The organism is Streptomyces sp. NPDC104367 (genome assembly GCF_055583825.1).
On the sequence record NZ_JBVJND010000034.1, the window covers coordinates 1 to 25,193 of the forward strand.

Sequence of the window (25,193 nt, forward strand, 5' to 3'; positions counted from 1 at the left end):
CCCCAGGTCATCCGTTCGACAGGGGGACACAGTCATGCCGGGCCCGGAGGCCAGCGGCCCCATTGCGGAGCCGCGAAGAACATAACGGGGACAGCCAGTGAGCGAGTACCGCAGGACACCCGTGTGGCCCTTCGTGCTGATGGGGCTGCTGGTGGTGGCGGCCGTCGGGATCTTCGAGTACGGCATATACCGGATGTCGGACCCGGTGCCGTTGACGGTCGGTGCGCGGGTGGAGGGCACGTCGGTCGTGGTGAAGTTCCCGGTCTGTCCCGGCGACGTGATCCGCCGGGTGGACGTCTACGACGTCGCCGACACCGCCACCGACGCCGACTCGCCCCCGGTGTGGTGGGCCGCGGATCCCACGACGGCGGCGGCCGGGAAGGGCGTCGTCACGCTCTGGACCGGCGCCGGGTTCGCGCGCCACGCGCCGGCTCCGGCCCGGTCCGCCGTGCCCCGGACCGTCGACGTGGAGAGCGACGGCATCGGCGGCGTCTTCGACCTGCGCGCGGTGTCCGCCGCGAAGCTCACGGCCGGGCAGTACTGGACCGATGACGGCCCCCGGACGACGGCCTGGATCGACGCCCAGCTCTCCTGCGCCGACGCCTCCTAGAACGCGTGCGCGCGGTGCCGGAGCGCGCCGGCGGTCTTCTCCCGCTCGCCGGTCCGGGCCCCGCTGCGGGGGAGCCACGAACGCGGCTCAGCGACCCGGCCGAGGAGGCCCGCAGCTGGACCGGCCCGAACGGAGCCGCCGTCCGTGAGCGCTGCCCGGCGGCCTTCGCCCGCGCGCTGCCCGGCCTCGCCCCGCAGGAGCTGTGGTTCCGGATGCGGAGCGAGGCCGGGCAGCGCGTCGAGGCCTACGAGCAGCCCACGGCGGCGGCAGGCGAGGCCCGGCGCTGGGCGATCACGTTCCCGGCGGCGGCGATGGGCGCCCCGGCGGCCGAGGCCGCGCGACAGCCGGCGTCAATACGCCTAGACCGAGGCGGGGCGGGCTCGGAACGCCGGGTCCGCGGGCGGGAGTTCGGTGGTCGGCAGCTCGATCGTGAACTCGGTGCGGCCCGGGGCGCTCTGTACGGCGATGTGGCCGCCGTGCGCCGTGGTGATGGCCGAGGCGATGGCGAGGCCGAGCCCCGAGCCGCCCTCCAGGACACCCGCCCGGGTGCGGGAGCTGTCGGCCCGGGTGAAGCGTTCGAAGACCGCGGGCAGGAGGTCGGCCGGGATACCCGGCCCGTCGTCGCGGACGCGGATCACACAGGTCGTAGCGTCGGCCTCGACGGTGGCCGTCACCGTGGTGCCCGGCGGTGTGTGGACGCGCGCGTTGGCCAGCAGGTTGGCCACCACCTGGTGCAGCCGGGCCTCGTCGCCGAGGACCAGCGCCGGTGCCTCCAGGCCGAGTTCGAGCTGCCAGCTGTGCCCGGCGCCGGCCGCCCGCGCGTCCCACACCGCCTCCGCGACCAGCGCCGCCATGTCGACCTCGGCGGACTGCAACGGGCGCCCCTCGTCGAGGCGGGCCAGCAGCAGGAGGTCCTCGACCAGGCTGCGCATCCGCGCCGACTCCGCGTCGACCCGGCGCCAGGCCAGGTCGGGCTCGATGCGGTCCGTGCCGCGGTTCATCAGCTCGGCGTACCCGGAGATGGAGGCGAGCGGGGTGCGCAGTTCGTGGCTGGCGTCGGCCAGGAAGCGGCGCATGCGTTCCTCGCTGCGGCGCATCTGCTCCTCGCTGCGCTGGCGTTCGGCGAGCGAGGCCTCGACGTGGTCGATCATGCGGTTGAGGGCGGCGCCGACCTGCCCGGCCTCGCTGCCGGGGTCGGTGTCCCGGTCGGGGACCCTGGTCAGGCCGGTGACCTGGCCCCGGCCGAGGGGCACGTGGGAGACCTCGACGGCGGTGGCGGCGACCCGGCCGAGGGGCCGCAGCTGACGCCGTATCACCACCGCGCAGACGCAGCCCGCGGCCGTGAGGCCGACCAGCGCGACCGCCGCCTCGACCGCCACCAGGCCGCTGATGGTGTCGAGCACGTCGTCCATCGGCAGGCCGGTCAGCACCCGGACGCCGCGGGAGTCGAGGGCGGTGACCCGGTAGGTGCCCAGGCCGGGGACCTGGCGGGTGTGGGTGGAGCCGTCCTGCGCGAGGCCTTCGAGGGCGTCGGTCTGGGCGCTGGTGAGGGAGCGCGGGGGCGCGTCCTGGCTGACGACGGCCGCGGTGATGATGTCGCCGTCGGTGTCGAGGCGGGCGGCGAGCATGCCGGCCGGGTGGCCGCTCTCGTTGAGGAAGGTCAGGTCGCGGGTGAGTTCGGGGTGCAGGGCGGCACCGCCGACGCTGCGCTGGGCCGCGTCGCCGACCCGGTCGTCCAGGTTGCCCAGCAGATAGGCGCGTTGGGCGAAGACGGTGGTCACGGCCATCGCGGCGCAGACGCAGACGAGGATGACCGTGATGAAGACCAGCAGTCGGGTGCGCAGCGAGCGGCTGCGCGGCCGGCGGGTCATCTCCCGTCCTCCACCGGCCGTACGACGTACCCCATGCCGCGCACGGTGTGGATCATCGGGGCGCGGCCGCGGTCGATCTTGCGGCGCAGGCTGGAGATGTAGACCTCGACGAGGTTGCCGCCGCCGTCGAAGGAGGTGCTCCACACGTGGTCGAGGATCTGTGCCTTGCTGAGCACCTGGCGCGGATGGTCCAGCAACAGGCTGAGCAGGTCGAACTCCTTGGCGGTGAGCCTGATCGCGGTGCCGGCCCGCTGCACCTCGCGGGACTCGCCGGTCATCACCAGGTCGCCGAGGACGCGTACGGAGTCGTCGACGGGGGCCTGTTCGGTGCCGGCCCGGCGCAGCAGTCCGCGCACCCGCAGCACGACCTCCTCCACGGAGAAGGGCTTGGTGACGTAGTCGTCGGCACCGGCCTCCAGGCCGTCGATACGGTGTTCGACGGCGTCCCGGGCGGTGAGCATCAGCACGGGCAGCCTCGGCATCTCGTAGCGCAGCCTGCGCAGCACCTGGAGGCCGTCGAGGTCGGGGAGCATGCCGTCGAGCACCACCGCGTGCGGGGCGCAGCCGCGGGCGAGCCGCAGGGCGGTCTGTCCGTCGAGCGCCGGGTAGGGGCGCCAGCCCGCGTCCGCGACGGCGGCGGAGAGCAGCTCGGTGAGAGCGGGCTCGTCGTCGACGATCAGGACACGGACTCGGCCGGTTCGGGACCCTGCGGTGGCAGACATGTATCAAGTCTGTGCCGGTTGGCTGGGGGAACCCTGTGTTCCGACTGAGCTTTGGCGATGTCACGTGTAGGCAACACGGACAGGGGACGGCGGGCGCGGGCGGCAAAGGCGAAGGGCCGCGCCCCCGTTGACCGGGGACGCGGCCCTCACAGGCCCCTGACGGCTACTTGCGGATCAGGTTGCGCAGCACGTACTGCATGATGCCGCCGTTGCGGTAGTAGTCGGCCTCACCGGGGGTGTCGATCCGGACGACCGCGTCGAACTCGACGCCCGTGTCGGTGGTGACCTTGACGGTGCGCGGGGTGGTGCCGTTGTTGAGCTCCTCGACACCGGTGATGGAGAAGGTCTCCTCGCCGGTCAGGCCGAGGGAGTCGGCGTTCTGGCCGGCCGGGAACTGGAGCGGCAGGACGCCCATGCCGATGAGGTTCGAGCGGTGGATGCGCTCGTACGACTCGGTGATGACGGCCTTGACGCCGAGGAGCGCGGTGCCCTTGGCGGCCCAGTCGCGGGACGAGCCGGAGCCGTACTCCTTGCCGCCCAGGATGACCAGGGGGGTCCCGGCGGCCTGGTAGTTCTGCGAGGCGTCGTAGATGAACGCCACCGGCGCGTCGGCCTGGGTGAAGTCGCGGGTGTAGCCGCCCTCGGTGCCCGGCGCGATCTGGTTGCGCAGGCGGATGTTGGCGAACGTGCCGCGGATCATGACCTCGTGGTTGCCTCGGCGGGAGCCGTAGGAGTTGAAGTCACGACGCTCCACACCGTGCTCGGTGAGGTACTTGCCGGCCGGGGTGTCGGCCTTGATGGCACCGGCGGGCGAGATGTGGTCGGTGGTGACCGAGTCGCCCAGCTTGGCCAGGACGCGGGCGCCGGCGATGTCGGAGACCGGCTCCGGCTCCATGCCCATGCCCTCGAAGTACGGGGGCTTGCGGACGTAGGTGGACTCGGTGTCCCACTCGAAGGTGTTGCCGGTGGGGACCGGGAGCGACTGCCACTGGGCGTCGCCCGCGAAGACGTCCGCGTACGACTTCGCGAACATGTCCTCGCCGATGGCGCTGGCGACGACGTCGTTGACCTCGGCCTCGGTGGGCCAGATGTCCGACAGGTAGACCGGCTTGCCGTCCTGGTCGGTGCCGAGGGCGTCCTTGGTGATGTCCACCTTCATGGAGCCCGCGAGCGCGTAGGCGACGACCAGCGGCGGGGAGGCCAGGTAGTTCATCTTGACGTCGGGGTTGATACGGCCCTCGAAGTTCCGGTTGCCGGAGAGGACCGAGGTGACCGCGAGGTCGTGGTCGTTGACGGCCTTGGAGACCTCCTCCGGCAGCGGGCCGGAGTTGCCGATGCAGGTGGTGCAGCCGTAACCGACCAGGTTGAAGCCGACCTTGTCGAGGTAGGGGGTCAGGCCCGCCTTCTCGAAGTAGTCGGTGACGACCTTGGAGCCCGGGGCGAGGGTGGTCTTGACCCACGGCTTGCGGGTCAGGCCCTTCTCGACCGCCTTCTTGGCCACCAGGGCGGCGGCGACCATGACGTACGGGTTCGAGGTGTTGGTGCAGGAGGTGATGGCCGCGACGGTGACCGCGCCGTGGTCGATCTCGTAGGTGGTGCCGTCGGCGGCCGTCACGGTGACCGGGTTGGTCGGGACGCCGTTGGTGGTGGCCGGGGCGTCGGAGGCCGGGAAGGACTCCTTGCCCGCCTCGTCGGCGGTGTCCACGTAGTTGCGGACGTCGACCTTGAACTGCTCGGCGGCATTGGCGAGGACGATACGGTCCTGCGGGCGCTTCGGGCCGGCGATCGACGGGACGACCGTGGCGAGGTCCAGCTCCAGCTTCTCGGAGAAGTCGGGCTCGGCCTTCGGGTCCAGCCAGAGGCCCTGCTCCTTGGCGTACGCCTCGACGAGCGCGACCTGCTGGTCGCTGCGGCCGGTCAGGCGCAGGTAGTTCAGGGTCTCGCCGTCGATCGGGAAGATCGCGGCGGTGGAGCCGAACTCCGGCGACATGTTGCCGATGGTGGCGCGGTTGGCGAGGGAGGTGGCGGCCACGCCCTCGCCGTAGAACTCGACGAACTTGCCGACGACGCCGTGCTTGCGCAGCATCTCGGTGATCGTGAGGACGAGGTCGGTGGCGGTGGTGCCCGGCTTGAGCTCACCGGTCAGCTTGAAGCCGACGACGCGCGGGATGAGCATGGAGACCGGCTGGCCGAGCATGGCGGCCTCGGCCTCGATGCCGCCGACGCCCCAGCCGAGGACGCCGAGGCCGTTGACCATGGTGGTGTGCGAGTCGGTGCCGACCAGGGTGTCGGGGTAGGCCTGACCGCCCCGGACCATCACCGTGCGGGCCAGGTGCTCGATGTTCACCTGGTGGACGATGCCGGTGCCCGGGGGGACGACCTTGAAGTCGTCGAAGGCGGTCTGGCCCCAGCGCAGGAACTGGTAGCGCTCGCGGTTGCGGCCGTACTCCAGCTCGACGTTCTGCTTGAAGGCGTCGTGGGTGCCGAACTTGTCGGCGATGACGGAGTGGTCGATGACCATCTCGGCCGGGGAGAGCGGGTTGATCTTCGCCGGGTCGCCGCCGAGCGCCTCGACGGCCTCACGCATGGTGGCGAGGTCGACGACGCAGGGGACGCCGGTGAAGTCCTGCATGATCACGCGGGCCGGCGTGAACTGGATCTCCTGGCTGGGCTGGGCCTGGGAGTCCCAGCTGCCGAGGGCACGGATGTGGTCGGCGGTGATGTTCGCGCCGTCCTCCGTGCGGAGCAGGTTCTCCAGCAGCACCTTCAGGCTGTACGGAAGGCGAGCCGAGCCTTCCACCTTGTCCAGCCGGAAGATCTCGTACGACTCGTCGCCCACCTGCAGCGTGCTGCGGGCGTCGAAGCTGTTCGCCGACACGACAGTCTCCTTCATTGATGTGCGCGTACCACCACGATCCTGCCGCCACGCCGACTTGGCCGATCCGCTAAGGTAAGGCTAAGTTAGGTAACCCTTACTGGCGCGGCGGTCACGGTGCGCCTGGCAGATATCTCGATGTCGAGATAACTCTAGTACACGGGCACCGGATGGTCATGCCCGGATCCGTTCCCGCCGCGCCCCCGGGAGACGGCGGGGGGCGGCGGGGGACGGTCGGCGCACGGACCTCGACCACGCACCGACCGGCCACCGGCACACTCACCCCGCCGGCGCGCGCGGGACACCGGCCCGGCCCGGCCCGGCGGCCGTAAACGCGATGCACCCGGAAGGCGGATCGTCGGCGTGTCGGAAAAAACGCCGGAAAACATGTCGGGTCGCGCCAATTCGGGCCCACGTCGGGACGAAGTCGCGGCGAGGTCGCGGCGAAGTCGGGACGAGGTCGCGGCGAAGTCGGGGCGCCCATGTCACAGGAGGCCGCCCTGACGCTGACGGGGCATCACCCGAACGGACCCCCCAACGGGCGCCATCTCATATCTGAGATAACCTCGGCCCCATGGCAGACGATTACCTCGTACGCATCGGCAAGCTCATCCGTGACGCCCGGCAACACCGCGGCTGGACACAGGCACAGCTCGCGGAGGCGCTCGGCACAAGTCAGAGCGCTGTCAACCGCATCGAGCGCGGCAACCAAAACATCAGCCTTGAGATGATCGCTCGAATCGGTGAAGCACTGGACAGCGAGATCGTCTCTCTGGGCTACGCGGGTCCGATGCACCTGCGGGTGGTCGGCGGCCGCCGGCTGTCCGGCGCCATCGACGTGAAGACGAGCAAGAACGCGTGCGTGGCCCTGCTGTGCGCCTCGCTGCTCAACAAGGGGCGCACGGTGCTGCGCCGGGTGGCCCGGATCGAGGAGGTGTACCGCCTGCTGGAGGTGCTCAACTCCATCGGCGTGCGCACCCGCTGGATCAACGACGGGGTCGACCTGGAGCTGGTGCCGCCGGCCGACCTCGACATGGCCGCGATCGACGCGGACGCCGCCGTGCGCACCCGGTCGATCATCATGTTCTTCGGTCCGCTGCTGCACCGGATGGACCGCTTCAAGCTGCCCTACGCCGGCGGCTGCGACCTGGGCACCCGGACCATCGAGCCGCACATGATCGCGCTGCGCCGGTTCGGGCTGGACATCGCGGCGACCGAGGGGCAGTACCACGCGCAGGTCGACCGCTCGATCCGCCCCGACCGCCCGATCGTGCTGACCGAGCGCGGGGACACGGTCACGGAGAACGCGCTGCTGGCCGCCGCCCGCCACGACGGCGTCACCGTCATCCGCAACGCCTCCTCCAACTACATGGTCCAGGACCTCTGCTTCTTCCTGGAGGCGCTCGGCGTCGAGGTCGAGGGCATCGGCACCACGACCCTGACCGTGCACGGCGTCCCGAACATCGACGTCGACGTCGACTACTCCCCCTCCGAGGACCCGGTGGAGGCGATGAGCCTGCTGGCCGCGGCGGTGGTGACGGAGTCCGAGCTGACGGTCCGCCGGGTGCCGATCGAGTTCCTGGAGATCGAGCTCGCCGTCCTGGAGGAGATGGGCCTCGACCACGACCGCAGCCCCGAGTACTCCGCCGACAACGGCCGTACCCGCCTGATCGACCTCACGGTCCGCCCCTCCAAGCTGGAGGCGCCGATCGACAAGATCCACCCGATGCCGTTCCCGGGCCTGAACATCGACAACGTCCCGTTCTTCGCGGCCATCGCGGCGGTCGCGCAGGGCAAGACGCTGATCCACGACTGGGTCTACGACAACCGGGCGATCTACCTCACCGACCTCAACCGCCTCGGCGGCCGCCTCCAGCTCCTCGACCCGCACCGGGTCCTGGTGGAGGGTCCGACCCGCTGGCGCGCCGCCGAGATGATGTGCCCGCCGGCCCTGCGCCCCGCCGTGGTCGTCCTGCTCGCGATGATGGCGGCCGAGGGCACGTCGGTGCTCCGCAACGTCTACGTCATCAACCGCGGCTACGAGGACCTCGCCGAACGCCTCAACACGATCGGCGCCCAGATCGAGATCTTCCGGGACATCTGACGGGCGGGGTGCCGTGCCCCTTGGAGGCGAGGGGCACGGCACCTCAGCACGCACGCGGACCTCACCGACAGCTCGGGCCATCGTGTCAGCCCCTGTTGGCCTGGCTGCTCTCTCCCGCGACCTGGGGCTCGTACCGACGCCGGATGTCCTCGTCGGCAGGCCCGTGACGGCGGAGTCGTCTCTGCGCGTGGCGGCCGCGGACGGCAGTCGCCGTGTGCTCCTGCTCGTGAACCCGCGGAGCCGGTCCCGTCATCGGTCGCGGCCGACAGTCACAACGGCCGGAAGGAACGGGCCCTTTGGTCGTCACCAGCTGCGGGTCGATCCCGCTTCCCGCTCGATGGTCAGGTGGTCGAACGCGGAACCGGCGCCGGTGAGCGCCGTGATCTTCAAGCGGGCTGTGCGTCCGGGCGCCGCGGGGTCGAAGCCGTCGTGACCCACGCCGTACCAGTATGTGGTGCCGGGCCGGAGGTGGTTGAGCGAGACGTGCAGGTGGTACTGGTCCACGGCCGCGGAGGCGCCGGTGAGGACGGGAGTGTGCAGATCGCGCACCTCGGCCTCGATCCGGTGGCCCAGGTCGGTGGGGGTCGTGCCGAAACGGAGGTAGGGCCTGCGTACCGGGGTGGGTATCTGCCACGAAACCCGCATCTGGGTACGGGAGTCGGCGCCGAACTGGAGGTGGCGGCCGAACGGGGCCACCTTGGACCCGTCCACCGCTGTCCGTGAGGTGAGACGGGTGGACGCCGTGGCCGGCGCGGCTGTCAGCCCTGCGTTGCCGAGCGCTCCGGCGGTTGCCGCACCGGCCAGCAGGATGCCGCGGCGGGAGTGAGGCCGTCTCAGTTTCGCTCTGAGGTAGTCGTGTTGCTCCGGCATGCTCATCGTCGCGGCAAGCTTCGCCGGGATGCCCATGTGGGGAACGTGCATGGAACCTCCATGGCCAGAGGGGAGCTGAGAGGAAGTCGCGCGAGGGTGGAGCTTCGATCACCGGCAGTGAAGCTATCGGGCCGGAACCGTTACCGGAATGGTTCCGGTAACGGTTCCGGTAGTGAGCGCGGACCTTGAGTCCGCCAGGAGAAGACATGCCGGAGGCGTCACCCTCTCGACGGTGACTGCCGGGCTCTCGGGTTTCTGGTCGGCGAGTCGCTCCCCGCCGGTACGTGACGGTGTCCGGGAGAACTCCACGGCCGAGATGCTCGACTCGTGCGCTGGATCTTGCCACCCGCGGAGTGCCGCCTCGGATCGGCCGGCAACGGGCGCACAGGCGCACGCGCGGGAGCTTTCCGGCGGTCACGCGTGGGATGCCTCGGCCCCGTCGGGCCGGGCGCCTGGTCGATCAGAACCAGCCTCGGGAACGGACAAAGGTCGCCCGGGTTCGGTCATCATTCGTCAGCCCCGGAGAGCTCGTCCCGGTGTCGCTTCTCCCGGCCTACGGTCCGGTCATCGGACGGACGGTGAAGTGCCGGGCCGTCGTGGACCACACCGATGGGGAGGCGCCGTCATGGCGAGCGTGGAAGTGTCGCTGAAGGAAATGATGACCGCGGTGGAGGGAGCGCTGGGTGCCGCCGTCGTCGACTACACCAGCGGTATGGCCCTGGGGACGCTGGGCGGGGGCAAGGATCTCGACCTGACGATCGCCGCGGCCGGGAACACCGACGTCATCCGGGCCAAGGTGCGCACGATGGAGCAGCTGGGCCTCAAGAGCCGGATCGAGGACATCCTGATCACGCTGGAGCGGCAGTACCACCTCATCCGGCTGCTCACCGGCCGCAGCGGGAACGGGCTGTTCCTCTACCTGGTGCTCGACAAGGAGCGCTCGAACCTCGCGATGGCCCGCCACCAGCTCAAGCGGGTCGAGGAACAGCTGGAGGTCTAGCGACACACCGGACCCGGGATCTCGTACGCCCATGATGTGAAGACTTCTTCAAGTCACCACATCAGCATGATCCCAATTCATGCCTGCGCACGGCCCGGGAGGGCAAGGATCGGTTGTGAAGGACCGAGGCGGCGGTGCCGCGAGGCGCCGCCGCACCCCGGCAGAGAGCGAGCGCTCCATGCAAGTCCCCCTCTACCAGGCCAAGGCGGATTTCTTCCGCATGCTCGGGCACCCCGTGCGGATCAGGGTCCTGGAACTGCTCCAGCACGGGCCGGTACCGGTGCGGGACCTGCTCGCCGACATCGAGATCGAGCCGTCGAGCCTCTCCCAGCAACTGGCCGTGCTGCGCAGGTCCGGGATCGTGGTGTCCGTCCGGGAGGGTTCCACCGTCACCTACGCGCTCGCCGGCGGTGACGTCGCCGACCTCCTGCGCGCGGCCCGCCGCATCCTCACCGAACTGCTCGACGGGCAGAACGTGCTCCTCGCCGAACTCCGCCAGGTCGACGCCGGCCTGCGCTGACATCGGCCGGTGCAACCTGGTCACGGGTCTGGGGACGCGCCGTGCCCCGCGCGTAGTGTGAGGTGACATGGGGGAACTGCGTGCGGACTGGAGACTCAGGCTGCGACGCGAGGACGCGCACGGTCCCGTCTGCGGGGCCGGGGTACTCGTCGACCAGCACACTGCGCTGACCTGCGCACACGTGGTCCGGGACCAAGACGCCGTCATGTGGCTGGAGTTCGCCGAGAACAGCGCGCTGGAGCCGGTCGCGGCCCGGGTCGCGCCGGGCGGCTGGCTGCCGGACCACGGCGACGGCGACGGCGAGGACGTCGCCGTACTGCGTCTGGAGAGCCCGCGCCCCCGGGCGCGCCCCGCCCCGCTGGACACCGGTCTGCGCAGCGGTACGGAGGTGTACGCCACCGGCTACGCGGAGGGCTTCGACGACGGCCTGAACCTGTGGGGCCGGGTCGGCGGGGTCAGCGGTGAGCTGGTCCAACTCGACGCCGTCACCCGGGCGGAGGTGGTGCGCGAGGGCTTCAGCGGCGCCGCCGTGTGCACCCCGCCGCGGGACGGCCGCCCCACCCGCGTGGTCGGTCTCGTCGTCAGCTGGCGCGGTGACCTGGGCGAACTGCTGCCCGAGGACAACCGGATCGCGTTCTCGTATCTGATCCCGGTCGACCGCGTCGCCGAACTCTCGCCCCATGTAAGAGAACTGAGTGGACCTCAGGCCTGGGACCGCGGCTTCGAGGAACGGCTGGGCCGGTGGTTCGACGACCCCGACGAGGACCCGGTGAAGATCACCGTGGTGCCCCCGGGCAGCGGCAAGGACCGCTCGCTGCGCCATCTGCTGCACCGCGCCGGCGTCGTCCACCACGGCGGCGGCAGCAGGCCGCACCTGATCGACCACGCCCTGACCCGGATCACCGTCCCGACCGGCGAGTACCTGGAGTACTGGGACTGGCTGCGCGGCGCCGGCCGGCCGCCCGCGCACCTGGCCGCCCGCGCCCCCGTACGCCCCGTCACCGTCGTCGTCGACGGCCTCGACGAGGAGGCCCGGCCGGGCCCGCTGATCGAAGTCCTGCTCCGATTAAGGGAGTTGGGCTTCCGGCTGCTGCTGGTCTTCCGCCACGAGGGCGGCACCGGCTGGAGCGCGGCCCGCGACACACTCCTGCGGCCCGCGCTCCTCGGCCACGCGGACACCCTGATCGCCCGGCTGGAGCTCACGGAGTTCGACGCCGCGATCCGCCGGGACGTCGTCGACAGCGCCTCCCTCGGCTCCGCGACCGAGACGGCCGACCTGCGCCGGATCGAGCGCCGGCTGCTCGACGGGGTGCGCGACCCGCAGGAGCAGCTCGGCCGGCTGCGCACGCTGCTCCGGACCCTGCGCACCGACCTCGGCCGCCGAGGGGGCCGGTGATGCGGCGCCCCGCCCGGACCGGCGACGGGCCGACGGACACCTGTCCGCACCGCCGCTTCGACGGAGCCCCCTGCGGCGGCCCCGTCCTGCCCACCGGCTGGTGCGCCGTGTGCGGGCGGGCCCGGGACCGCGCCGGCCTCCCCGAACTGCCCGCCGACCCGCGCGCCCTCGGACCCGCCGAACTCCTCGCCCTGCCCGAACGCACGTCCCGGCCCGCCGCGGCCCGTCTGATCCGCCCCGAGGCACCGCTGCGCACCCGCATGGCCTGTTCGGCCGCCGACTGCGGCATCACCTTCGCCCCGCCGTACACGGTGGGCCCGGTGCCCGTCAGAGGCCACTGCCCGGCCTGCGGCGAGCGCTACTCGTACGAGCCTGAACTGACCGAGGGCGAACTGCTGCGCGACCAGTACCGGATCATGGGCCCCATCGCGCACGGCGGCCAGGGCTGGGTCTACCTCGCCGAGGACACCCACCTCGGTGACGTGGTCGCCGTCAAGGGACTCCTCAACCGGTACGAGCACGACGGCGCCCGGCTCGCCGACGTGGAGCGCCGCAACCTGGTCGCGATCCGCCACCCGCGCATCGTCCAGATCCGCGACTTCGTCGCCCGGCGCGACGGCAGCGGCGAGACCACCGGCGGCTACATCGTCATGGACGACGTCGGCGACGGGACCCTCGCCAAGGTCGTCGAGGAGACCCGGCGGGGAACGTCGGTCCTCGACATCGAGCACGTCGCGGCGTACGGCTGCCGGATCCTGGAGGCCCTCGCCCATCTGCACGCGGGCGGCGAACGGGTCTTCGTCTACGGCGACATGAAGCCCTCGAACGTCGTGCACCACGGGGACGGCGTCAAGGTGATCGACCTCGGCGGCATGCGCGAGGAGGGACAGGACCAGCCGCCCGCCCATGTCACCACCGACTACATGGCGCCCGAGACCGCGTTCTCCGGCCTGCCCACCGTCGCCCACGACCTGCACACCGTCGGCGTCACCCTGCGGGAGCTGGCCGGCTGGGCCGTCGCCGAGGTGCCCGGCCTCGGCACCGACTCCTTCCGCCGGGTCGTCGAGCGCGCCGTCCGGGACGACCCCGGGCGGCGCTTCGCCGACGCCCGCGAGATGGCCGGCCAACTGCGCGGCGCGCTCAGGGAGATCCGCGCGCTGCGCGGCAAGAGCGACCCGCCCGAGCCCTCCGACTACTTCCGGCCGTCCCCGCAGCTGCTCGGCGCCCGGCTCGGTACGGTGCCGGGCATCGAGCACTGGCTGGAGCGGCCCCGCCGCGACCGGTACGCGCCGCCCGTGGCCCCGGCCCTCGACCTGGGCACCCCCACCCCGACCGAGATCGCCGCCTGCCTTCCGGTGCCGAGGCGGTACCCGGGCGACCCGCAGACCGCGCGGTTCGAGGTGAGCAGCGGCTACGACCCCGGGCAACTCCTCGGTCAGGAGCACGAGAAGCCGCGCTCGGTGGAGATCTGCCTGCACAACGTGCGCGTCCTGCTGGGCCGCAACACCCGCGCCGACCTGGAACGGGCCCAGGACGAACTGGACACCGCCGACTCCGTTCCCGGGCCGTCGGCGGTGCGCCGGTGGCGGCTGGAGTGGCACCGCGCCCTGCTCGCGCTGCGCGGCGCCGGCCTCGACGGCGACCGCCGGCGGGTCGCCGGTGCCAGGACCCACTTCATGCGGGTCCACCTCGAACTCCCCGGCGAGTACGCGCCGAAGCTGGCCCTCGCCTACTGCGGCGAACTGCTCGGCGACGAGGCGGCCGGGCCCACCGCCGAGCAGCGCTACGAGGCGGTGCTCGCCCGCAACCCCGCGCACGGCGGCGCCGCCCTCGGTCTGGCCAGGCTGGCGCTGCGCGCGGGCGACCGGCGGGCCGCCGTCGCCGTACTGGGCCGGGTCGGGCCCGGCACCCTGGACCACACCGTCGCCCGGATCGCCGCCCTGCGCATCCGCGCGGCCCGGCTGCCCGGGGACGATCCGCTGCCCGCGCCGGCCGAGGTCGACGCGGCGCTGGCCGAACTGCCCACGCTCGTCGGGCGCAGACCGGGCGCCGGCGAGCCGAGCCTGTCCGAGGAGGAGGCGCTGCGCCTGCGCACCGAGCTGCACGAGTGGAAGCTGGACGCCCTGCACAGCCTCGACGACCGTCCCGGCACCGCGAGCGCGGGCCGCCTCGACGCCCGCCGGCTCAGACACCTGACCGCGCCGGAACGGGACCTGCGCACCCGGCTGGAGTCCCTCTACCGGCAACTGGCCGCCCGCCACCGCGAGTCGGCCCCCACCCACGACCACCTCGTGGACCTCCTCCACGCGGTACGCCCGCAGACCCGGTTCTGACCGCGCCGCGGACCCCGGCCGGCCCGGGACGGCGGCGCAGCACGTCAGCCCCGGCACGACCCGCCGCGCGAGCCGCGCGCGACGGAGGGAAGGAGCGGTGACCGAGGACATGAGCAGCAGCCACACCCGGCCCTCGCCGCCGGGCATCCGGCTGCGGGTCGATCTCGACGGCGATCTGCGCCCGCACCGCAGCGCGAAGATCGAGGCCCGGCTGCGGGTGGACGTCGCCGCCGACGGCGCGCCCGCCGACCTGCCCGCGGTCGAACTCGCCGTGATCGTCGCGGTGGACGTCGCCGAGGGCAACCGGGCGGCCGTCCGCCACGCCCTGCCGGCCGCGCTGCGCGCGCTGCCCGACCGGATCTCCTTCGCCGTGCTGGGCGGCGGCCCCGAGCCGGTCCGCTGCTATCCGCGGGGCGGCGCCGAGTGGGCCGTGGCCGACCGGCGCGAGCGGCACCGGGCCGCTTTCGTCACCGGCGCGCTCCCCCTGTACCGGGAGGGACCGCGGCCCGCGGGGTACGCCGCCTGGGCGGCCGGGGCGCGGGCCCTGCTCGCCGGCCGGCCGCTGTCCGTACGGCACCTGGTGCTGATCACGGACGGCAGCAGCGCCCCGGGCGAGACCCGGCTGGAGGAGGAACTGGACGCCTGCGCAGGGCTGTTCACCTGCGACGTGTTCGCGGTGGGCGCCGACTGGCGGCCCGACCCGCTGCTGGCCCTGGCCGAACGGCTGCACGGCACCGCCCAGTTCGTGGACGAGGGGCTGGGCCGGGCGGTGACCGACGCGATCGCGCGGCTGCGCCGGGTGCACACGCCCCAGCTGCCCATCGAGGTGACCGTGCGGCCCTCCGTGCGCCAGGTCTCGCTCAGCGAGAAGGCGCCCCGGCCGCACCGTCTCGGCGGGCTGCCCGGGCCGGGCAGCCCGGCCCGCTGGAGCTTCCCGACCCACCAGTGGGAGCAGGGCGGCCGGGACTACCTGCTCACCCTGGTCGCCGACGCCGACGCCGACCCGCTGGAGACGGAGCTGCAGTTCGCCATGGTCTCCGTCGGCGACGTCCACGCGCCCGTCGTCGCCCGCTGGCACCTGCCCGAGCAGGCCCCGGAGCGGACCACGGCGGGCGCCGACAGCGTGCGCGACCTCAACCTCACCGGCCGGATGCGCGGTGCCCTGCGCGAGGGGCTCACCGCGCTCCAGGAGCAGCGGCGGGACACCGCCGTGGACCGTCTGGGGCAGGCCGCCCGGCTGGCGGTGCGGTTCGGCAGCGGCTGGGTGCTGGACGAGATCCGTACGGTCGCCGACATCGAGGACCCGGCCGCGGGGCGGATCCGGCTGCGGGCCGTGGACGCCGGCGCCCTCGGCCCGCTGATCCTGCGCGCCGGGTCCCGTCCGGGCGACGCTCCCCCGTCCGACGGCGCGGACGCACCGCCGGGGCCGCGGTGCGGGCACTGCGGCCGCCCGGCCGGGAGCGAGGCCCGTTACTGCATCGACTGCGGGAAGAGGCTGCTGTGACGAACCGACGCATTGCCCTACGACAACTCCGCCTCCCGGCGGCCTACCGACAGCGCCGCTCCCCGGCCGTCTTCCGACAGCGCCCTTCCAAGACCGCCTCACGGCAACTCCGCCTCCCGGCCGCCCTCCGACAGCACCGCCTCAGGATCGCCTCACGACAACTCCGCTCCCCCGCCGCCCTCCGTCAACTCCGCTCCCCCGCCGCCTTCTGGCGTGCGCGGCTGAGCGCTTGGCCGACCCGTCGGCTGCTGGAGACGCATCTGCTGGTGCTGCTGCTGTGCGCGGCGGTGGCGTCGGGCGCGCTGTTCCTGTCCTGCCGGCAGACCCGGCAGGGTGCCGAGGCCCTCGCGTCCCGTGAGGCGCCGGCGGTGCAGGGGCTCGCCGCCACCCGGCTCGCGGCGCTCCGGGCCGACCAGGAGGCCCACGTCCTGGTGGGGACGCACCTCGTGGACGTCGCGGGCTCGGGCGAGACCTACCGGTCCCAGCTCTCCGCCGCCGACCAGGGCCTGTCCAGGATCGCGGACCGCACCGACCAGGACCTCGGCACCGTCAACGGCCTGCTCGCCACCTACGGCAACTCGCTCGGCCTCGGCACGTCCATGTACCGCGACCAGCCCCTCATGCGGCAGCAGAAGCTGGTGGAGGCGGACTCGCTGCTCACCCGCGAGGGCACCGGGCTCATGGCGCGGCTGAAGGCGTTGCAGAGGGCCCAGATGAGGCACGCCACGGCCACGGTCGCCGTGGGGCGGTGGCAGCGGAGCGGCTGGTGGCTCGCCGAACTCGCCCTGGCCGCGACGGCGCTGACCCTGCTGTCGGCGCTGTTCGTGCTGCGCGACCGCTGCGGCCGGGACTGGAACCCGTACCTGCTGGGGGCCTTCGTCCTCGCCGCGCTGCTCGCGGTGGTCCCGCCCGCGACGGCGACCGCCACCCAGCACGGCCTCGACGGGGCGCTCGCCGGCCTGTGCCGGATCACCGAGAAGTCCGGGACCGGGACCGGGCCGCGGCTGGCCGGCGCGCAGCAGATCGTCGCGCGGGACTCGGAGGAGGTCCGGCGGGAACTGGCCGACGACCCCTGGGCCGACCGGGTCTACCTGGGCACGGGCGTGGGCGGGCTGCTGCTGCTCGTCCTGCCCGCGCTCGGGCTCGGGCTGCGGCTCGACAGCGACTACTGGAGGCGGCGGTGACCCGGCGGTTCAAGGTGCTCGTCGTCACGGTGGTCATGATGCTGATCGCCGCCGGCGGGCTGGTGGTGGTCTGGGCCCGGCACGACGACGAGGAGCCGGTGACCATCCTCGGCACGTGGACCGGCGAGCAGGCGGCACAGTTCGAGACCCTGCTGCGGGGCTTCGGCATCCCCTTCCGCTACCAGGGCACCGCCGCCCAGCGCGAGGTGCTGCTCTCCAAGGTGCAGTCGGGCGAGCCCCCGGACATCGTGATCATGCCGGGCATCGGTGAACTCGCCGAGTACGCCGACCAGCAGCGCCTGGAACCGCTCGACGGGCTCTACGACCCCCGGCAGTACGGCGCGCCCTGGGCGGCGGCCGGCACCTCCGCCGACCCGGTGTACTGGGTGCCGGTCAAGGCGGACCTGAAGAGCATCGTCTGGTACCGCACGGGCGAGGAACCCACCGACTCCCCTGCCCCGCTCGGGAGTTGGTGCATCGGCATGGGCGACGACGGCGCCTCCGGCTGGCCCGGCACCGACTGGATCGAGGACCTCGTGCTGCAACGCGCGGGGCCGGACGTCTACCAGAAGTGGGCGCTGGGCACCGGCCGGACCCGGTGGTGGCGCAGTGAGCCGGTGCGCTCCGCCTGGGAGGCGTGGGCCGGGCTGCTCCGGCAGGACCGGACCGCGGCCAGGCACGCCCTGCTCACCGACCACCGGGGCACGACGAACGGCGACGGGCTGCTGTTCGACGCCTGGGGCGGGTGCGGCCTGGAGCACCAGGGCTCCTTCGCCCGGTCCTTCTACAGGTCCGACGCGGGGAACGCGAGCCTGACGGACTCGGCCCCGCTGCTGCCGGGCGGCGGCCGGGTCCGGGGGCACGAGGTCACCGGCGACTTCGCGGCGCTCTTCTCCGACCGGTCCCGGGCCAGGGAGCTGATCCGGCGGCTGGCGTCCGAGGCGGGCCAGCGGGAGTGGGCCCGGCTGGCGGGCGTCTTCTCGGCGAACCGCCGGGTGACACCGGGCGGCGGCACGGTCGAGCGCGAGGTCTCCGAGCGGCTCCGCGAGGGCCCGCGCTGCCTGGACGCCTCCGATGTCATGGCACCGGCCCTGCGGGACGCGTTCTACGAGGCCGCCCTGCAGACCATCGCCCGGGTCGCCGAGGGCCGGGACCCCGGGATCGCGGGTCTCCTCGCGGACCTGCAACGGGTGCAGAACGCCCGGACCGCGCAGGCCGGCGGCAGCAGGGCGGCGCCGATGAAGGTGTGCAGTACACGCTGACGGCGGGGCCTTCCGGGGCCCCTCACGCCCGCCCCGGCTCCTTGTCGGAACGTCCTGACAAAGTCATTGACAACCCCTGGGGGCGCGCTCATAGTACGTGTCACTAGAGCGCGCTAATAAAGCGCTCTAGTGCGGAACCGGCGCCGACGGTCGCACCCCTTGACCGTCGGCGCGGAGCTCCGTATCCGCCCGTGCGCGGCACCCGGTCGGCCGCCGGTGCCGCAGCCCCCACCGCCGGCGGACCGCATTCCTCCCCTCACCGTCACACCCAGCCAGCTCCGCTCCCCAGAGCCGACCCAGACCGCACAGCGAGGTGCAAGGGACATGCACAGAAACCACCGAGCCGCCGCCATGGCCGCCACCGCCCTGGCGGGCGTCCTGCTCGCCACCGGCTGCTCCAGCAGTTCAGGCGGCAAGCAGTCCGAGGACGGCGGCTCGGCCGCGTCCGCCGGCAAGGCGTCCACGCCCCGTATGACGGTGGCCATGATCACCCACGCCGAGCCCGGCGACACCTTCTGGGACCTGATCCGCAAGGGCGCGAGCGCAGCCGCCGCCAAGGACAACATCAAGCTGGTCTACTCCAGCGACCCGAGCGCCGCGGCCCAGGCCAACCTGGTGCAGAACGCGATCGACCAGAAGGTCGACGGCATCGCGCTGACCGCCGCCAAGCCGGACGCCATGAAGGACGTCGTGGCCAAGGCCGAGGCCGCCGGCATCACGGTCGTCGGCTTCAACTCCGGTCTGGACGACTGGAAGAAGCTCGGCATGCTGGAGTACTTCGGCCAGGACGAGAACATCGCGGGCCAGGCCTTCGGCGAGCGCCTCAACCAGCTCGGCGCCAAGCACGCCCTGTGCGTGGTGCAGTCACAGGGCCAGGTCGCCCTGGAGTCCCGCTGCGCGGGTCTGGCCAAGGGCTTCAAGGGCAAGACCGACAAGATCTACGTCACCGGCACCGACATGCCCTCGGTCAGGTCCACCATCACCGCCAAGCTCCAGCAGGACTCCTCCATCGACCAGGTCGTCACCCTGGGCGCGCCCTTCGCCCTGACCGCCGTCCAGTCCGTCGAGGACGCCGGGAGCAAGGCGAAGGTCGCCACCTTCGACCTCAACAAGGACCTGGTCTCGGCGATCCAGGACGGCTCGGTCGAGTTCGCCGTCGACCAGCAGCCCTACCTCCAGGGCTACCTGGCCGTGGACTCCCTGTGGCTCTACAAGAACAACGGCAACTACAGCGGCGGCGGCACCGCGCCGGTGCTGACCGGCCCGGCCTTCGTCACCAAGGAGAACGCCGACCGCGTCGCCGAGTTCGCGGCCAACGGCACCCGCTGACAGCGGGTCAGTTCGCGGCCGGTGCGGCCGGGCCGTCTCCCTCGGGGGGCGGCCCGGTCGTGCCGCGTACCACCAGCTTGGGGTCCAGCACCGCCTCGCGCGGCTCCAGTCCGGGGGCCTCCAGCCGCTCCACGGCGAACCGCACCGCGTACTCGGCCATCAGCCCCGCGTCCTGGCGCACGGTGGTCAGGCCGACCGGCATGAGGTGGGAGAGATGACTGTCGTCGAAACCGACCACGGAGATGTCCCGCGGCACCTCGACACCGCCGCGCGTCATGGCCATCAGCACGCCCATCGCGCAGCGGTCGTTGCCCGCCAGCACCGCCGTCGGCAGCGGCAGGCCGCGGTCCCGTTCCGCGAGCAGCAGGCGCCCGGTCTCGATGCCGGAGCGCTCGGTGTGCTCGCCGGGGATCACCCGGACCTCGGACTCCAGTCCGTGCCGGCGCATCGCGGCCCGGTAGGAGCGGCGCCGCTCGGCCGACCCGGGGCCCCGGCCGCCGTCGATGTGCACGATCGCGCGGTGCCCGAGCTCGACCAGGTAGTCCGTGGCCTGCCGGACGCCCTTGCTCTCGGCGCTGTGCACGAAGTCCACCCGGGCCCGCGGCACCCGCCGGCTGACCGAGACGGTGACGGCGCGCCGGCCGAGCGCGTCCAGGTAGGCGGGCTCCGCGTCGGGGCCGAGCAGGATCAGTGCCTCGCAGCGGTGACCGAGCAGCGCCTCGACCGCCTTCTCCTCGCTGCGGCCCTGGGCCGCGGCGGAGAGCAGCACGTCGTAGCCGAGCCGCTCGGCCTCCGGGTATATGCCCTCGATCAGGTCGGTGTGGAAGGTCTGGTGGACGGTGAACATCACGCCGAGGGTGCGGCTGCGGCCGCGGGCCAGCAGCCGCGCGGCGCTGTCGGGCCGGTAGCCGATCTCGTCGGCGACCCGCAGCACCCGCTCGCGTGTCTCCTGGCTCGCGCCGGGCTGATTGCGGAACACGATCGACACCAGCGCCCGGGAGACCCCCGCCCTGGCGGCGACGTCGGCCATCGTCGGCCGCTGCCTGCCCGCTGCATCCACCTGCGCACCCACCCTTCGACGGTGCCCACCCTAAGCCAGCGACGGAATCACCCGGCGAAATCTCCCGGCAACAAGCTATTGACATGACATTCGGACAGGGGTCATCGTACTCGCACTAGAGCGCGCTAGTAGAGCGCAGCAGCCAGCTGGAGACAGCCCTTCCCGTCCCCTCCCCCCGAAGGACACGCCATGGCAACGGCGCCATCTTCACTCCGTACGACCGTGGGCAACCTCTGCCTCGGCTCCGCTCCCGACTCCTGGGGCATCTGGTTCCCGGAGGACGAGCACCAGGTCCCGTACACCCGATTCCTCGACGAGCTGAAGCAGGCCGGCTACGAGTGGTTCGAGCTCGGGCCCTACGGCTACCTGCCCACCGACCCGCTGCGGCTCAAGGAGGAACTCGACGCCCGCGGGCTGAAGGTCTCCGGCGGCACCGCGTTCGGCGCGCTGCACCGCCCCGAGGCCTGGGACGAGATGCTCGCCCACGTCCGCCAGGTCGCCACGCTGACCCAGGCCGCGGGCGCCCACCACCTGGTCCTCATCCCGCCCATGTACCGGGACGAGAAGTCCGGCGCGTTCACCGAGTCGCCCGTGCTGACCGCCGAGCAGTGGGCGGGCTTCGGCAAGGCCGCCGACCGGCTGGGCCGCCTGCTCCTCGACGAGTACGACGTGCGGCTCGTCATCCACCCGCACGCCGACAGCCACATCCAGACCCAGCCGGAGATCGAGCGGCTGCTGGGCGAGTCGGACGGCCGCTACACCAACCTGTGTCTGGACACCGGGCACGTGGCCTACGGCGGCGGCGACAACGTCGACCTGATCCGCCGCTTCGGCGAGCGCGTCGGCTATGTCCACATCAAGCAGATGGACCCGGAGGTCCTCGCCCAGGTTGCGGCCGAGGAGCTCGGGTTCGGCGAGGCCGTCAAGCGGGGCGTGTGCGTCTCGCCGCCGGCCGGGGTGCCGGACCCGGCCGACGTGGTGGCCGAGCTGGCGAAGCTGGACGCCGAGCTGTTCGTGATCGTCGAGCAGGACCTGTATCCGTGCGCCCCCGAGGTGCCGCTGCCCATCGCCACCAGCACGCGCGAGTACCTGAACGGCCACGGCCTGTCCGGTACCCGGCGCCCCGCCCTCGGCCGGTAAGGAGGCGCCCGTGAACGTCAGGGACGACACGGTCCAGGCCCCCGCCACGGTCACCGACCGGCCCTCGCCGGCGGCCTCCCGGCGGCTCCGGCTCATCACGATCATCGCCACCTTCGGCGGACTGCTCTTCGGCTACGACACCGGTGTCATCAACGGCGCGCTGCCGTACATGAGCAAGGACCTCGGGCTGAACGCGGTCACCGAGGGCATGGTCACCAGCTCGCTGCTGCTGGGTGCCGCGCTCGGCGCGGTGGCCGGCGGCCGGCTGTCGGACGCGCGCGGCCGCCGCCGCACGATCCTCACCCTCGCGGTGCTGTTCTTCGTCGGCGCCCTCGGTGCCACCCTCGCCCCGACCACCGCGTTCATGATCGTGGCCCGCTTCGTGCTGGGCCTCGCGGTCGGCGGCGCCTCGGTGACCGTGCCGGTCTACCTCGCGGAGATCTCGCCCGCCGAGCGGCGCGGCGCCCTGGTCACCCGCAACGAGCTGATGATCGTCAGCGGGCAGCTGCTGGCCTTCACCTCCAACGCGGTCATCGCGAACGCGGGCAGCGAGTCCGGCGGCATCTGGCGCTGGATGCTGGTGATCGCCACCGTCCCGGCCGTGGTGCTGTGGTTCGGCATGCTGGTGATGCCGGAGAGCCCGCGCTGGCTGGCCTCGCAGACCCGCTTCGCCGAGGCGCTGGAGGTGCTGAAGCAGGTGCGCTCGCAGCAGCGCGCCGAGGCCGAACTGGCCGAGGTCTCCGCGCTCGCCGTGAAGGAGGAGCAGGAGAAGCTCGGCGGCTGGCAGGACATGCGGTCCACACCGTGGCTGCGCAAGCTGATGCTCGTGGGCTTCGGCATCGCGATCGTGCAGCAGATCACCGGCGTCAACACGATCATGTACTACGGCACCCAGATCCTCTCGGACGCCGGTTTCGCCTCGGACACCGCGCTCACCGCGAACATCGCCAACGGCGTGATCTCGGTGCTGGCCACCTTCGCCGGCATCTGGCTGCTCGGCCGCGTGCCGCGCCGCCCGATGCTGATGACCGGCCAGGTCGGCACCACCCTCGCCCTGCTGTTCATCGGCGTCTTCTCCCTGGTGCTGCCCGCCGGGGACGGCCGGGCCTACGCCGTGCTCGCCATGACGGTCACCTTCCTCGCCTTCCAGCAGGGCGCGATCTCCCCGGTGACCTGGCTGATGCTCTCGGAGATCTTCCCGATGCGGATGCGCGGCTTCGGCATGGGCATCGCGGCCGTGGTGCTGTGGCTGACCAACTTCGTGATCGGCCTGGTCTTCCCGTCGCTGGTGTCCGGCATCGGGATCTCCAACACCTTCTTCCTGTTCGTCGCGGCGGGGATCCTCTCGCTCACCTTCGTGAAGCTCTACGTCCCCGAGACCAAGGGCCGCACCCTCGAAACCCTCGAAGCCGAACTCCGGGCCCGCTTCTCCTGACCCCCCACCTTCCTAGGGAATCACCATGACTGTCCGAGTAGGCGTGATCGGCGCCGGCTGGATCGGCAAAGAGCACATCCAGCGCCTCACCCACACCGTCACCGGCGCCCGGGTCACCGCGGTCACCGACATCGACCCGGCCCGCGCCGCCGAGGCCGCGGAACCGGCCGGCGCCCGGGTGCTGCCCGACGGCGCGGCCGTGGTCGCCGCGCAGGACGTGGACGCCGTCCTCGTCACCTCCTGGGGCCCCACCCACGCCGAGCACGTCCTGAACGCCGTCGCCGCCGGCAAGCCGGTCTTCTGCGAGAAGCCGCTGGCCACCACCGCCGAGGACTGCCTGCGCATCGTCGAGGCCGAGCAGGCCCACGGCCGCCGCCTGGTCCAGGTCGGCTTCATGCGCCGCTACGACACCGGCTACCGGCAGCTCAAGCAGGTCATCGACGCGGGGACCATCGGCGAACCCCTCATCGTGCACTGCGCCCACCGCAACCCCACCGTCCCGGAGTCCTACACCTCCCAGATGGCCGCGCTGGACACGGCCGTGCACGAGGTGGACGTGCTGCGCTGGCTGCTGGACGACGAGATCGTCTCCACCCAGGTGATCACCCCGCGCGCCACGAGCAGGCGGTCCGAGCACCTCAAGGACCCGCAGATCATGCTCTTCGAGACCGCCAAGGGCGTCCGCATCGACCTGGAGGTCTTCGTCAACTGCCAGTACGGCTACGACATCCAGTGCGAGGCCGTCGGCGAGCTGGGCCTGGTCCGCCTCCCCGACCCGGCCGCCGTCGGCGTCCGCACCGCCGGCCGGCACAGCACCGAGGTCCTCACCGACTGGGTCGGCCGCTTCCGCGACGCCTTCGACACCGAGTTCCGCGAGTGGATCGCGAACATCGCCGCCGGGGACGAACCGACCGGCCCCTCCGCCTGGGACGGCTACGCCGCCACCGTCATCACCGCCGCGACCGTCGAGGCCCTGGAGTCGGGCACCGTCGTCGCCACCGACCTCAAGCCGCGCCCGGCCTTCTACGGAGGCACCGCATGAAGATCTCCATCGACCCGTACATGTTCCGTGCCCTGCCGATCGACGACATGGTGCGCACGGTGGCCGAACTCGGCTACGAGTACATCGAGTTGTCGCCGCGCGACGACTTCATGCCGTTCTTCCTGCACCCGCGCGCGGACGACGCGCGCGTCGCGGAGCTGAAGAACTCCCTGCGCACACACGGTGTACGGCTGTCCTCGGTGCTCCCGCTGTACAAGTGGTCGTCCCCGGACGAGACCGAGCGCCAGGCCGCCGTCCGCTACTGGAAGCGGATGATCGAGATCACGGCGGAACTCGAATGTCCGCTGATGAACAGCGAGTTCAACGGACGTCCGGATCGTGCCGCCGAGAGCGAGGCCGCGTTCTGGCGCTCGCTGGAGGAGCTGCTGCCGGTGTTCGAGCGCGAGGGCATCGCGCTGAACCTGGAGGCGCACCCGGACGACTTCTGCGAGGAGAACGGCCCGGCGGTGGACCTGGTCCGCGCGATCAACAAGCCGTGGGTGAACTACCTGTACTGCGCCCCGCACTCCTTCCACCTCTCGGGCGCCGACCCCACGGCGGACGTCGCGGCGATGATGCGCTACGCCGGTGACAAGCTCCGTCATGTGCACATCGCGGACTCCTTCAACCACAAGGGCTCCAGCGGACTGCGCTACATCCTGAACCCGCCGGGCACCAAGGCCCGCATCCACCAGCACCTGGACATCGGCCAGGGCGAGGTCGACTGGGACGCGTTCTTCGGCACCCTGCGCGAGCTGGACTTCGACGGCGTCGCCACCGCCTGCGTCTTCGGCTGGGAGGAGCGGGCGCACGAGTCCTCGGCGTTCATGCTGGACCGCATCAAGAAGGAACTGGCCGCCTAGCGGAGCACCTCCGCCACGGCCCCCGACCGGCCGCCGGCCGATCCGCCGCCCGCACGCACGGATCGGCCGGCGG

General features: G+C 72.2%; 19 protein-coding genes. 14 read left to right on the top strand and 5 right to left on the bottom strand.

What is annotated here, in order from left to right:
- The first annotated feature begins 97 nt into the window (after window positions 1-97).
- Complete coding sequence (locus ACZ619_RS36820; RefSeq protein WP_469608615.1) at window positions 98-610, top strand: hypothetical protein; 513 nt, start codon at window positions 98-100, stop codon at window positions 608-610.
- A 359-nt stretch (window positions 611-969) separates the two neighbouring features.
- Here the strand turns inward: ACZ619_RS36820 and ACZ619_RS36825 are convergent, their stop codons facing one another.
- The 3 genes from ACZ619_RS36825 to acnA all read right to left on the bottom strand — a co-directional run bounded on the left by ACZ619_RS36825 (window position 970) and on the right by acnA (window position 6,081).
- Window positions 970-2,481, bottom strand: a complete 1,512-nt coding sequence (locus ACZ619_RS36825) for a sensor histidine kinase (RefSeq protein ID WP_469608618.1) — start codon at window positions 2,479-2,481, stop codon at window positions 970-972.
- Window positions 2,478-3,203, bottom strand: a complete 726-nt coding sequence (locus ACZ619_RS36830; protein ID WP_469608621.1) for a response regulator transcription factor — start codon at window positions 3,201-3,203, stop codon at window positions 2,478-2,480. The genes ACZ619_RS36825 and ACZ619_RS36830 overlap by 4 nt, the downstream gene beginning before the upstream one ends.
- A gap of 163 nt (window positions 3,204-3,366) precedes the next feature.
- Complete coding sequence (gene acnA, locus ACZ619_RS36835; protein ID WP_469608623.1) at window positions 3,367-6,081, bottom strand: aconitate hydratase AcnA; 2,715 nt, start codon at window positions 6,079-6,081, stop codon at window positions 3,367-3,369.
- A gap of 571 nt (window positions 6,082-6,652) precedes the next feature.
- On the opposite strand from acnA, the gene ACZ619_RS36840 reads away from it, so the two are divergent.
- Complete coding sequence (locus ACZ619_RS36840) at window positions 6,653-8,182, top strand: helix-turn-helix domain-containing protein (protein ID WP_469608625.1); 1,530 nt, start codon at window positions 6,653-6,655, stop codon at window positions 8,180-8,182.
- A gap of 303 nt (window positions 8,183-8,485) precedes the next feature.
- Here the strand turns inward: ACZ619_RS36840 and ACZ619_RS36845 are convergent, their stop codons facing one another.
- Window positions 8,486-9,103, bottom strand: coding sequence for a fibronectin type III domain-containing protein (locus ACZ619_RS36845; RefSeq protein ID WP_469608627.1), 618 nt, complete (start codon window positions 9,101-9,103; stop codon window positions 8,486-8,488).
- Window positions 9,104-9,677: 574 nt separating this feature from the next.
- Between ACZ619_RS36845 and ACZ619_RS36850 the strand changes: the two genes are divergently transcribed.
- The 8 genes from ACZ619_RS36850 to ACZ619_RS36885 all read left to right on the top strand — a co-directional run bounded on the left by ACZ619_RS36850 (window position 9,678) and on the right by ACZ619_RS36885 (window position 19,580).
- Window positions 9,678-10,052 (top strand): roadblock/LC7 domain-containing protein, encoded by a 375-nt coding sequence (locus tag ACZ619_RS36850; protein WP_469608630.1) that lies wholly within the window; start codon window positions 9,678-9,680, stop codon window positions 10,050-10,052.
- 178 nt (window positions 10,053-10,230) lie between these two features.
- Window positions 10,231-10,572, top strand: coding sequence for an ArsR/SmtB family transcription factor (locus ACZ619_RS36855; protein WP_469608632.1), 342 nt, complete (start codon window positions 10,231-10,233; stop codon window positions 10,570-10,572).
- A gap of 67 nt (window positions 10,573-10,639) precedes the next feature.
- On the top strand, window positions 10,640-11,968 hold the full coding sequence (locus ACZ619_RS36860; protein WP_469608635.1) for a S1 family peptidase: 1,329 nt from the start codon (window positions 10,640-10,642) through the stop codon (window positions 11,966-11,968).
- Window positions 11,968-14,301, top strand: a complete 2,334-nt coding sequence (locus ACZ619_RS36865; protein WP_469608638.1) for a tetratricopeptide repeat protein — start codon at window positions 11,968-11,970, stop codon at window positions 14,299-14,301. The genes ACZ619_RS36860 and ACZ619_RS36865 overlap by 1 nt, the downstream gene beginning before the upstream one ends.
- A gap of 109 nt (window positions 14,302-14,410) precedes the next feature.
- Window positions 14,411-15,805, top strand: coding sequence for a vWA domain-containing protein (locus ACZ619_RS36870; protein WP_469608641.1), 1,395 nt, complete (start codon window positions 14,411-14,413; stop codon window positions 15,803-15,805).
- A complete protein-coding gene (locus ACZ619_RS36875) occupies window positions 15,802-16,989 on the top strand; it encodes a hypothetical protein (RefSeq protein ID WP_469608644.1) in 1,188 nt (395 codons plus the stop codon). The genes ACZ619_RS36870 and ACZ619_RS36875 overlap by 4 nt, the downstream gene beginning before the upstream one ends.
- Window positions 16,986-18,251 carry an extracellular solute-binding protein gene (locus tag ACZ619_RS36880; protein ID WP_469608646.1) on the top strand — a complete coding sequence of 422 codons (1,266 nt, stop codon included), beginning with the start codon at window positions 16,986-16,988 and terminating at the stop codon, window positions 18,249-18,251. The genes ACZ619_RS36875 and ACZ619_RS36880 overlap by 4 nt, the downstream gene beginning before the upstream one ends.
- A gap of 324 nt (window positions 18,252-18,575) precedes the next feature.
- Window positions 18,576-19,580, top strand: a complete 1,005-nt coding sequence (locus tag ACZ619_RS36885; RefSeq protein WP_469608649.1) for a sugar ABC transporter substrate-binding protein — start codon at window positions 18,576-18,578, stop codon at window positions 19,578-19,580.
- Between the two features lie 7 nt (window positions 19,581-19,587).
- Here the strand turns inward: ACZ619_RS36885 and ACZ619_RS36890 are convergent, their stop codons facing one another.
- Window positions 19,588-20,610 carry a LacI family DNA-binding transcriptional regulator gene (locus tag ACZ619_RS36890; protein WP_469608830.1) on the bottom strand — a complete coding sequence of 341 codons (1,023 nt, stop codon included), beginning with the start codon at window positions 20,608-20,610 and terminating at the stop codon, window positions 19,588-19,590.
- Window positions 20,611-20,829: 219 nt separating this feature from the next.
- Between ACZ619_RS36890 and ACZ619_RS36895 the strand changes: the two genes are divergently transcribed.
- From ACZ619_RS36895 to ACZ619_RS36910, 4 genes are read left to right on the top strand one after another with little or no spacing between them, the layout of a single operon-like run.
- Window positions 20,830-21,780: a TIM barrel protein gene (locus ACZ619_RS36895; RefSeq protein ID WP_469608652.1), complete on the top strand. Its 951-nt coding sequence runs from the start codon at window positions 20,830-20,832 to the stop codon at window positions 21,778-21,780.
- Window positions 21,781-21,790: 10 nt separating this feature from the next.
- Window positions 21,791-23,215, top strand: a complete 1,425-nt coding sequence (locus tag ACZ619_RS36900) for a sugar porter family MFS transporter (protein ID WP_469608654.1) — start codon at window positions 21,791-21,793, stop codon at window positions 23,213-23,215.
- Window positions 23,216-23,240: 25 nt separating this feature from the next.
- Window positions 23,241-24,257 carry a Gfo/Idh/MocA family oxidoreductase gene (locus tag ACZ619_RS36905; RefSeq protein WP_469608656.1) on the top strand — a complete coding sequence of 339 codons (1,017 nt, stop codon included), beginning with the start codon at window positions 23,241-23,243 and terminating at the stop codon, window positions 24,255-24,257.
- Window positions 24,254-25,120: a sugar phosphate isomerase/epimerase family protein gene (locus ACZ619_RS36910; protein WP_469608659.1), complete on the top strand. Its 867-nt coding sequence runs from the start codon at window positions 24,254-24,256 to the stop codon at window positions 25,118-25,120. The genes ACZ619_RS36905 and ACZ619_RS36910 overlap by 4 nt, the downstream gene beginning before the upstream one ends.
- Window positions 25,121-25,193: the final 73 nt, after the last annotated feature.

What these genes read in the sequence shown, in the direction of transcription:
- ACZ619_RS36825 (WP_469608618.1), bottom strand. Translation starts at nt 2,481, where the DNA reads ATGACCCGCCGGCCGCGCAGCCGCTCGCTGCGCACCCGACTGCTGGTC.
- ACZ619_RS36830 (WP_469608621.1), bottom strand. Translation starts at nt 3,203, where the DNA reads ATGTCTGCCACCGCAGGGTCCCGAACCGGCCGAGTCCGTGTCCTGATC.
- ACZ619_RS36840 (WP_469608625.1), top strand. Translation starts at nt 6,653, where the DNA reads ATGGCAGACGATTACCTCGTACGCATCGGCAAGCTCATCCGTGACGCC.
- ACZ619_RS36845 (WP_469608627.1), bottom strand. Translation starts at nt 9,103, where the DNA reads ATGCACGTTCCCCACATGGGCATCCCGGCGAAGCTTGCCGCGACGATG.
- ACZ619_RS36850 (WP_469608630.1), top strand. Translation starts at nt 9,678, where the DNA reads ATGGCGAGCGTGGAAGTGTCGCTGAAGGAAATGATGACCGCGGTGGAG.
- ACZ619_RS36855 (WP_469608632.1), top strand. Translation starts at nt 10,231, where the DNA reads ATGCAAGTCCCCCTCTACCAGGCCAAGGCGGATTTCTTCCGCATGCTC.
- ACZ619_RS36860 (WP_469608635.1), top strand. Translation starts at nt 10,640, where the DNA reads ATGGGGGAACTGCGTGCGGACTGGAGACTCAGGCTGCGACGCGAGGAC.
- ACZ619_RS36865 (WP_469608638.1), top strand. Translation starts at nt 11,968, where the DNA reads ATGCGGCGCCCCGCCCGGACCGGCGACGGGCCGACGGACACCTGTCCG.
- ACZ619_RS36870 (WP_469608641.1), top strand. Translation starts at nt 14,411, where the DNA reads ATGAGCAGCAGCCACACCCGGCCCTCGCCGCCGGGCATCCGGCTGCGG.
- ACZ619_RS36885 (WP_469608649.1), top strand. Translation starts at nt 18,576, where the DNA reads ATGCACAGAAACCACCGAGCCGCCGCCATGGCCGCCACCGCCCTGGCG.
- ACZ619_RS36890 (WP_469608830.1), bottom strand. Translation starts at nt 20,610, where the DNA reads ATGGCCGACGTCGCCGCCAGGGCGGGGGTCTCCCGGGCGCTGGTGTCG.
- ACZ619_RS36895 (WP_469608652.1), top strand. Translation starts at nt 20,830, where the DNA reads ATGGCAACGGCGCCATCTTCACTCCGTACGACCGTGGGCAACCTCTGC.
- ACZ619_RS36905 (WP_469608656.1), top strand. Translation starts at nt 23,241, where the DNA reads ATGACTGTCCGAGTAGGCGTGATCGGCGCCGGCTGGATCGGCAAAGAG.
- ACZ619_RS36910 (WP_469608659.1), top strand. Translation starts at nt 24,254, where the DNA reads ATGAAGATCTCCATCGACCCGTACATGTTCCGTGCCCTGCCGATCGAC.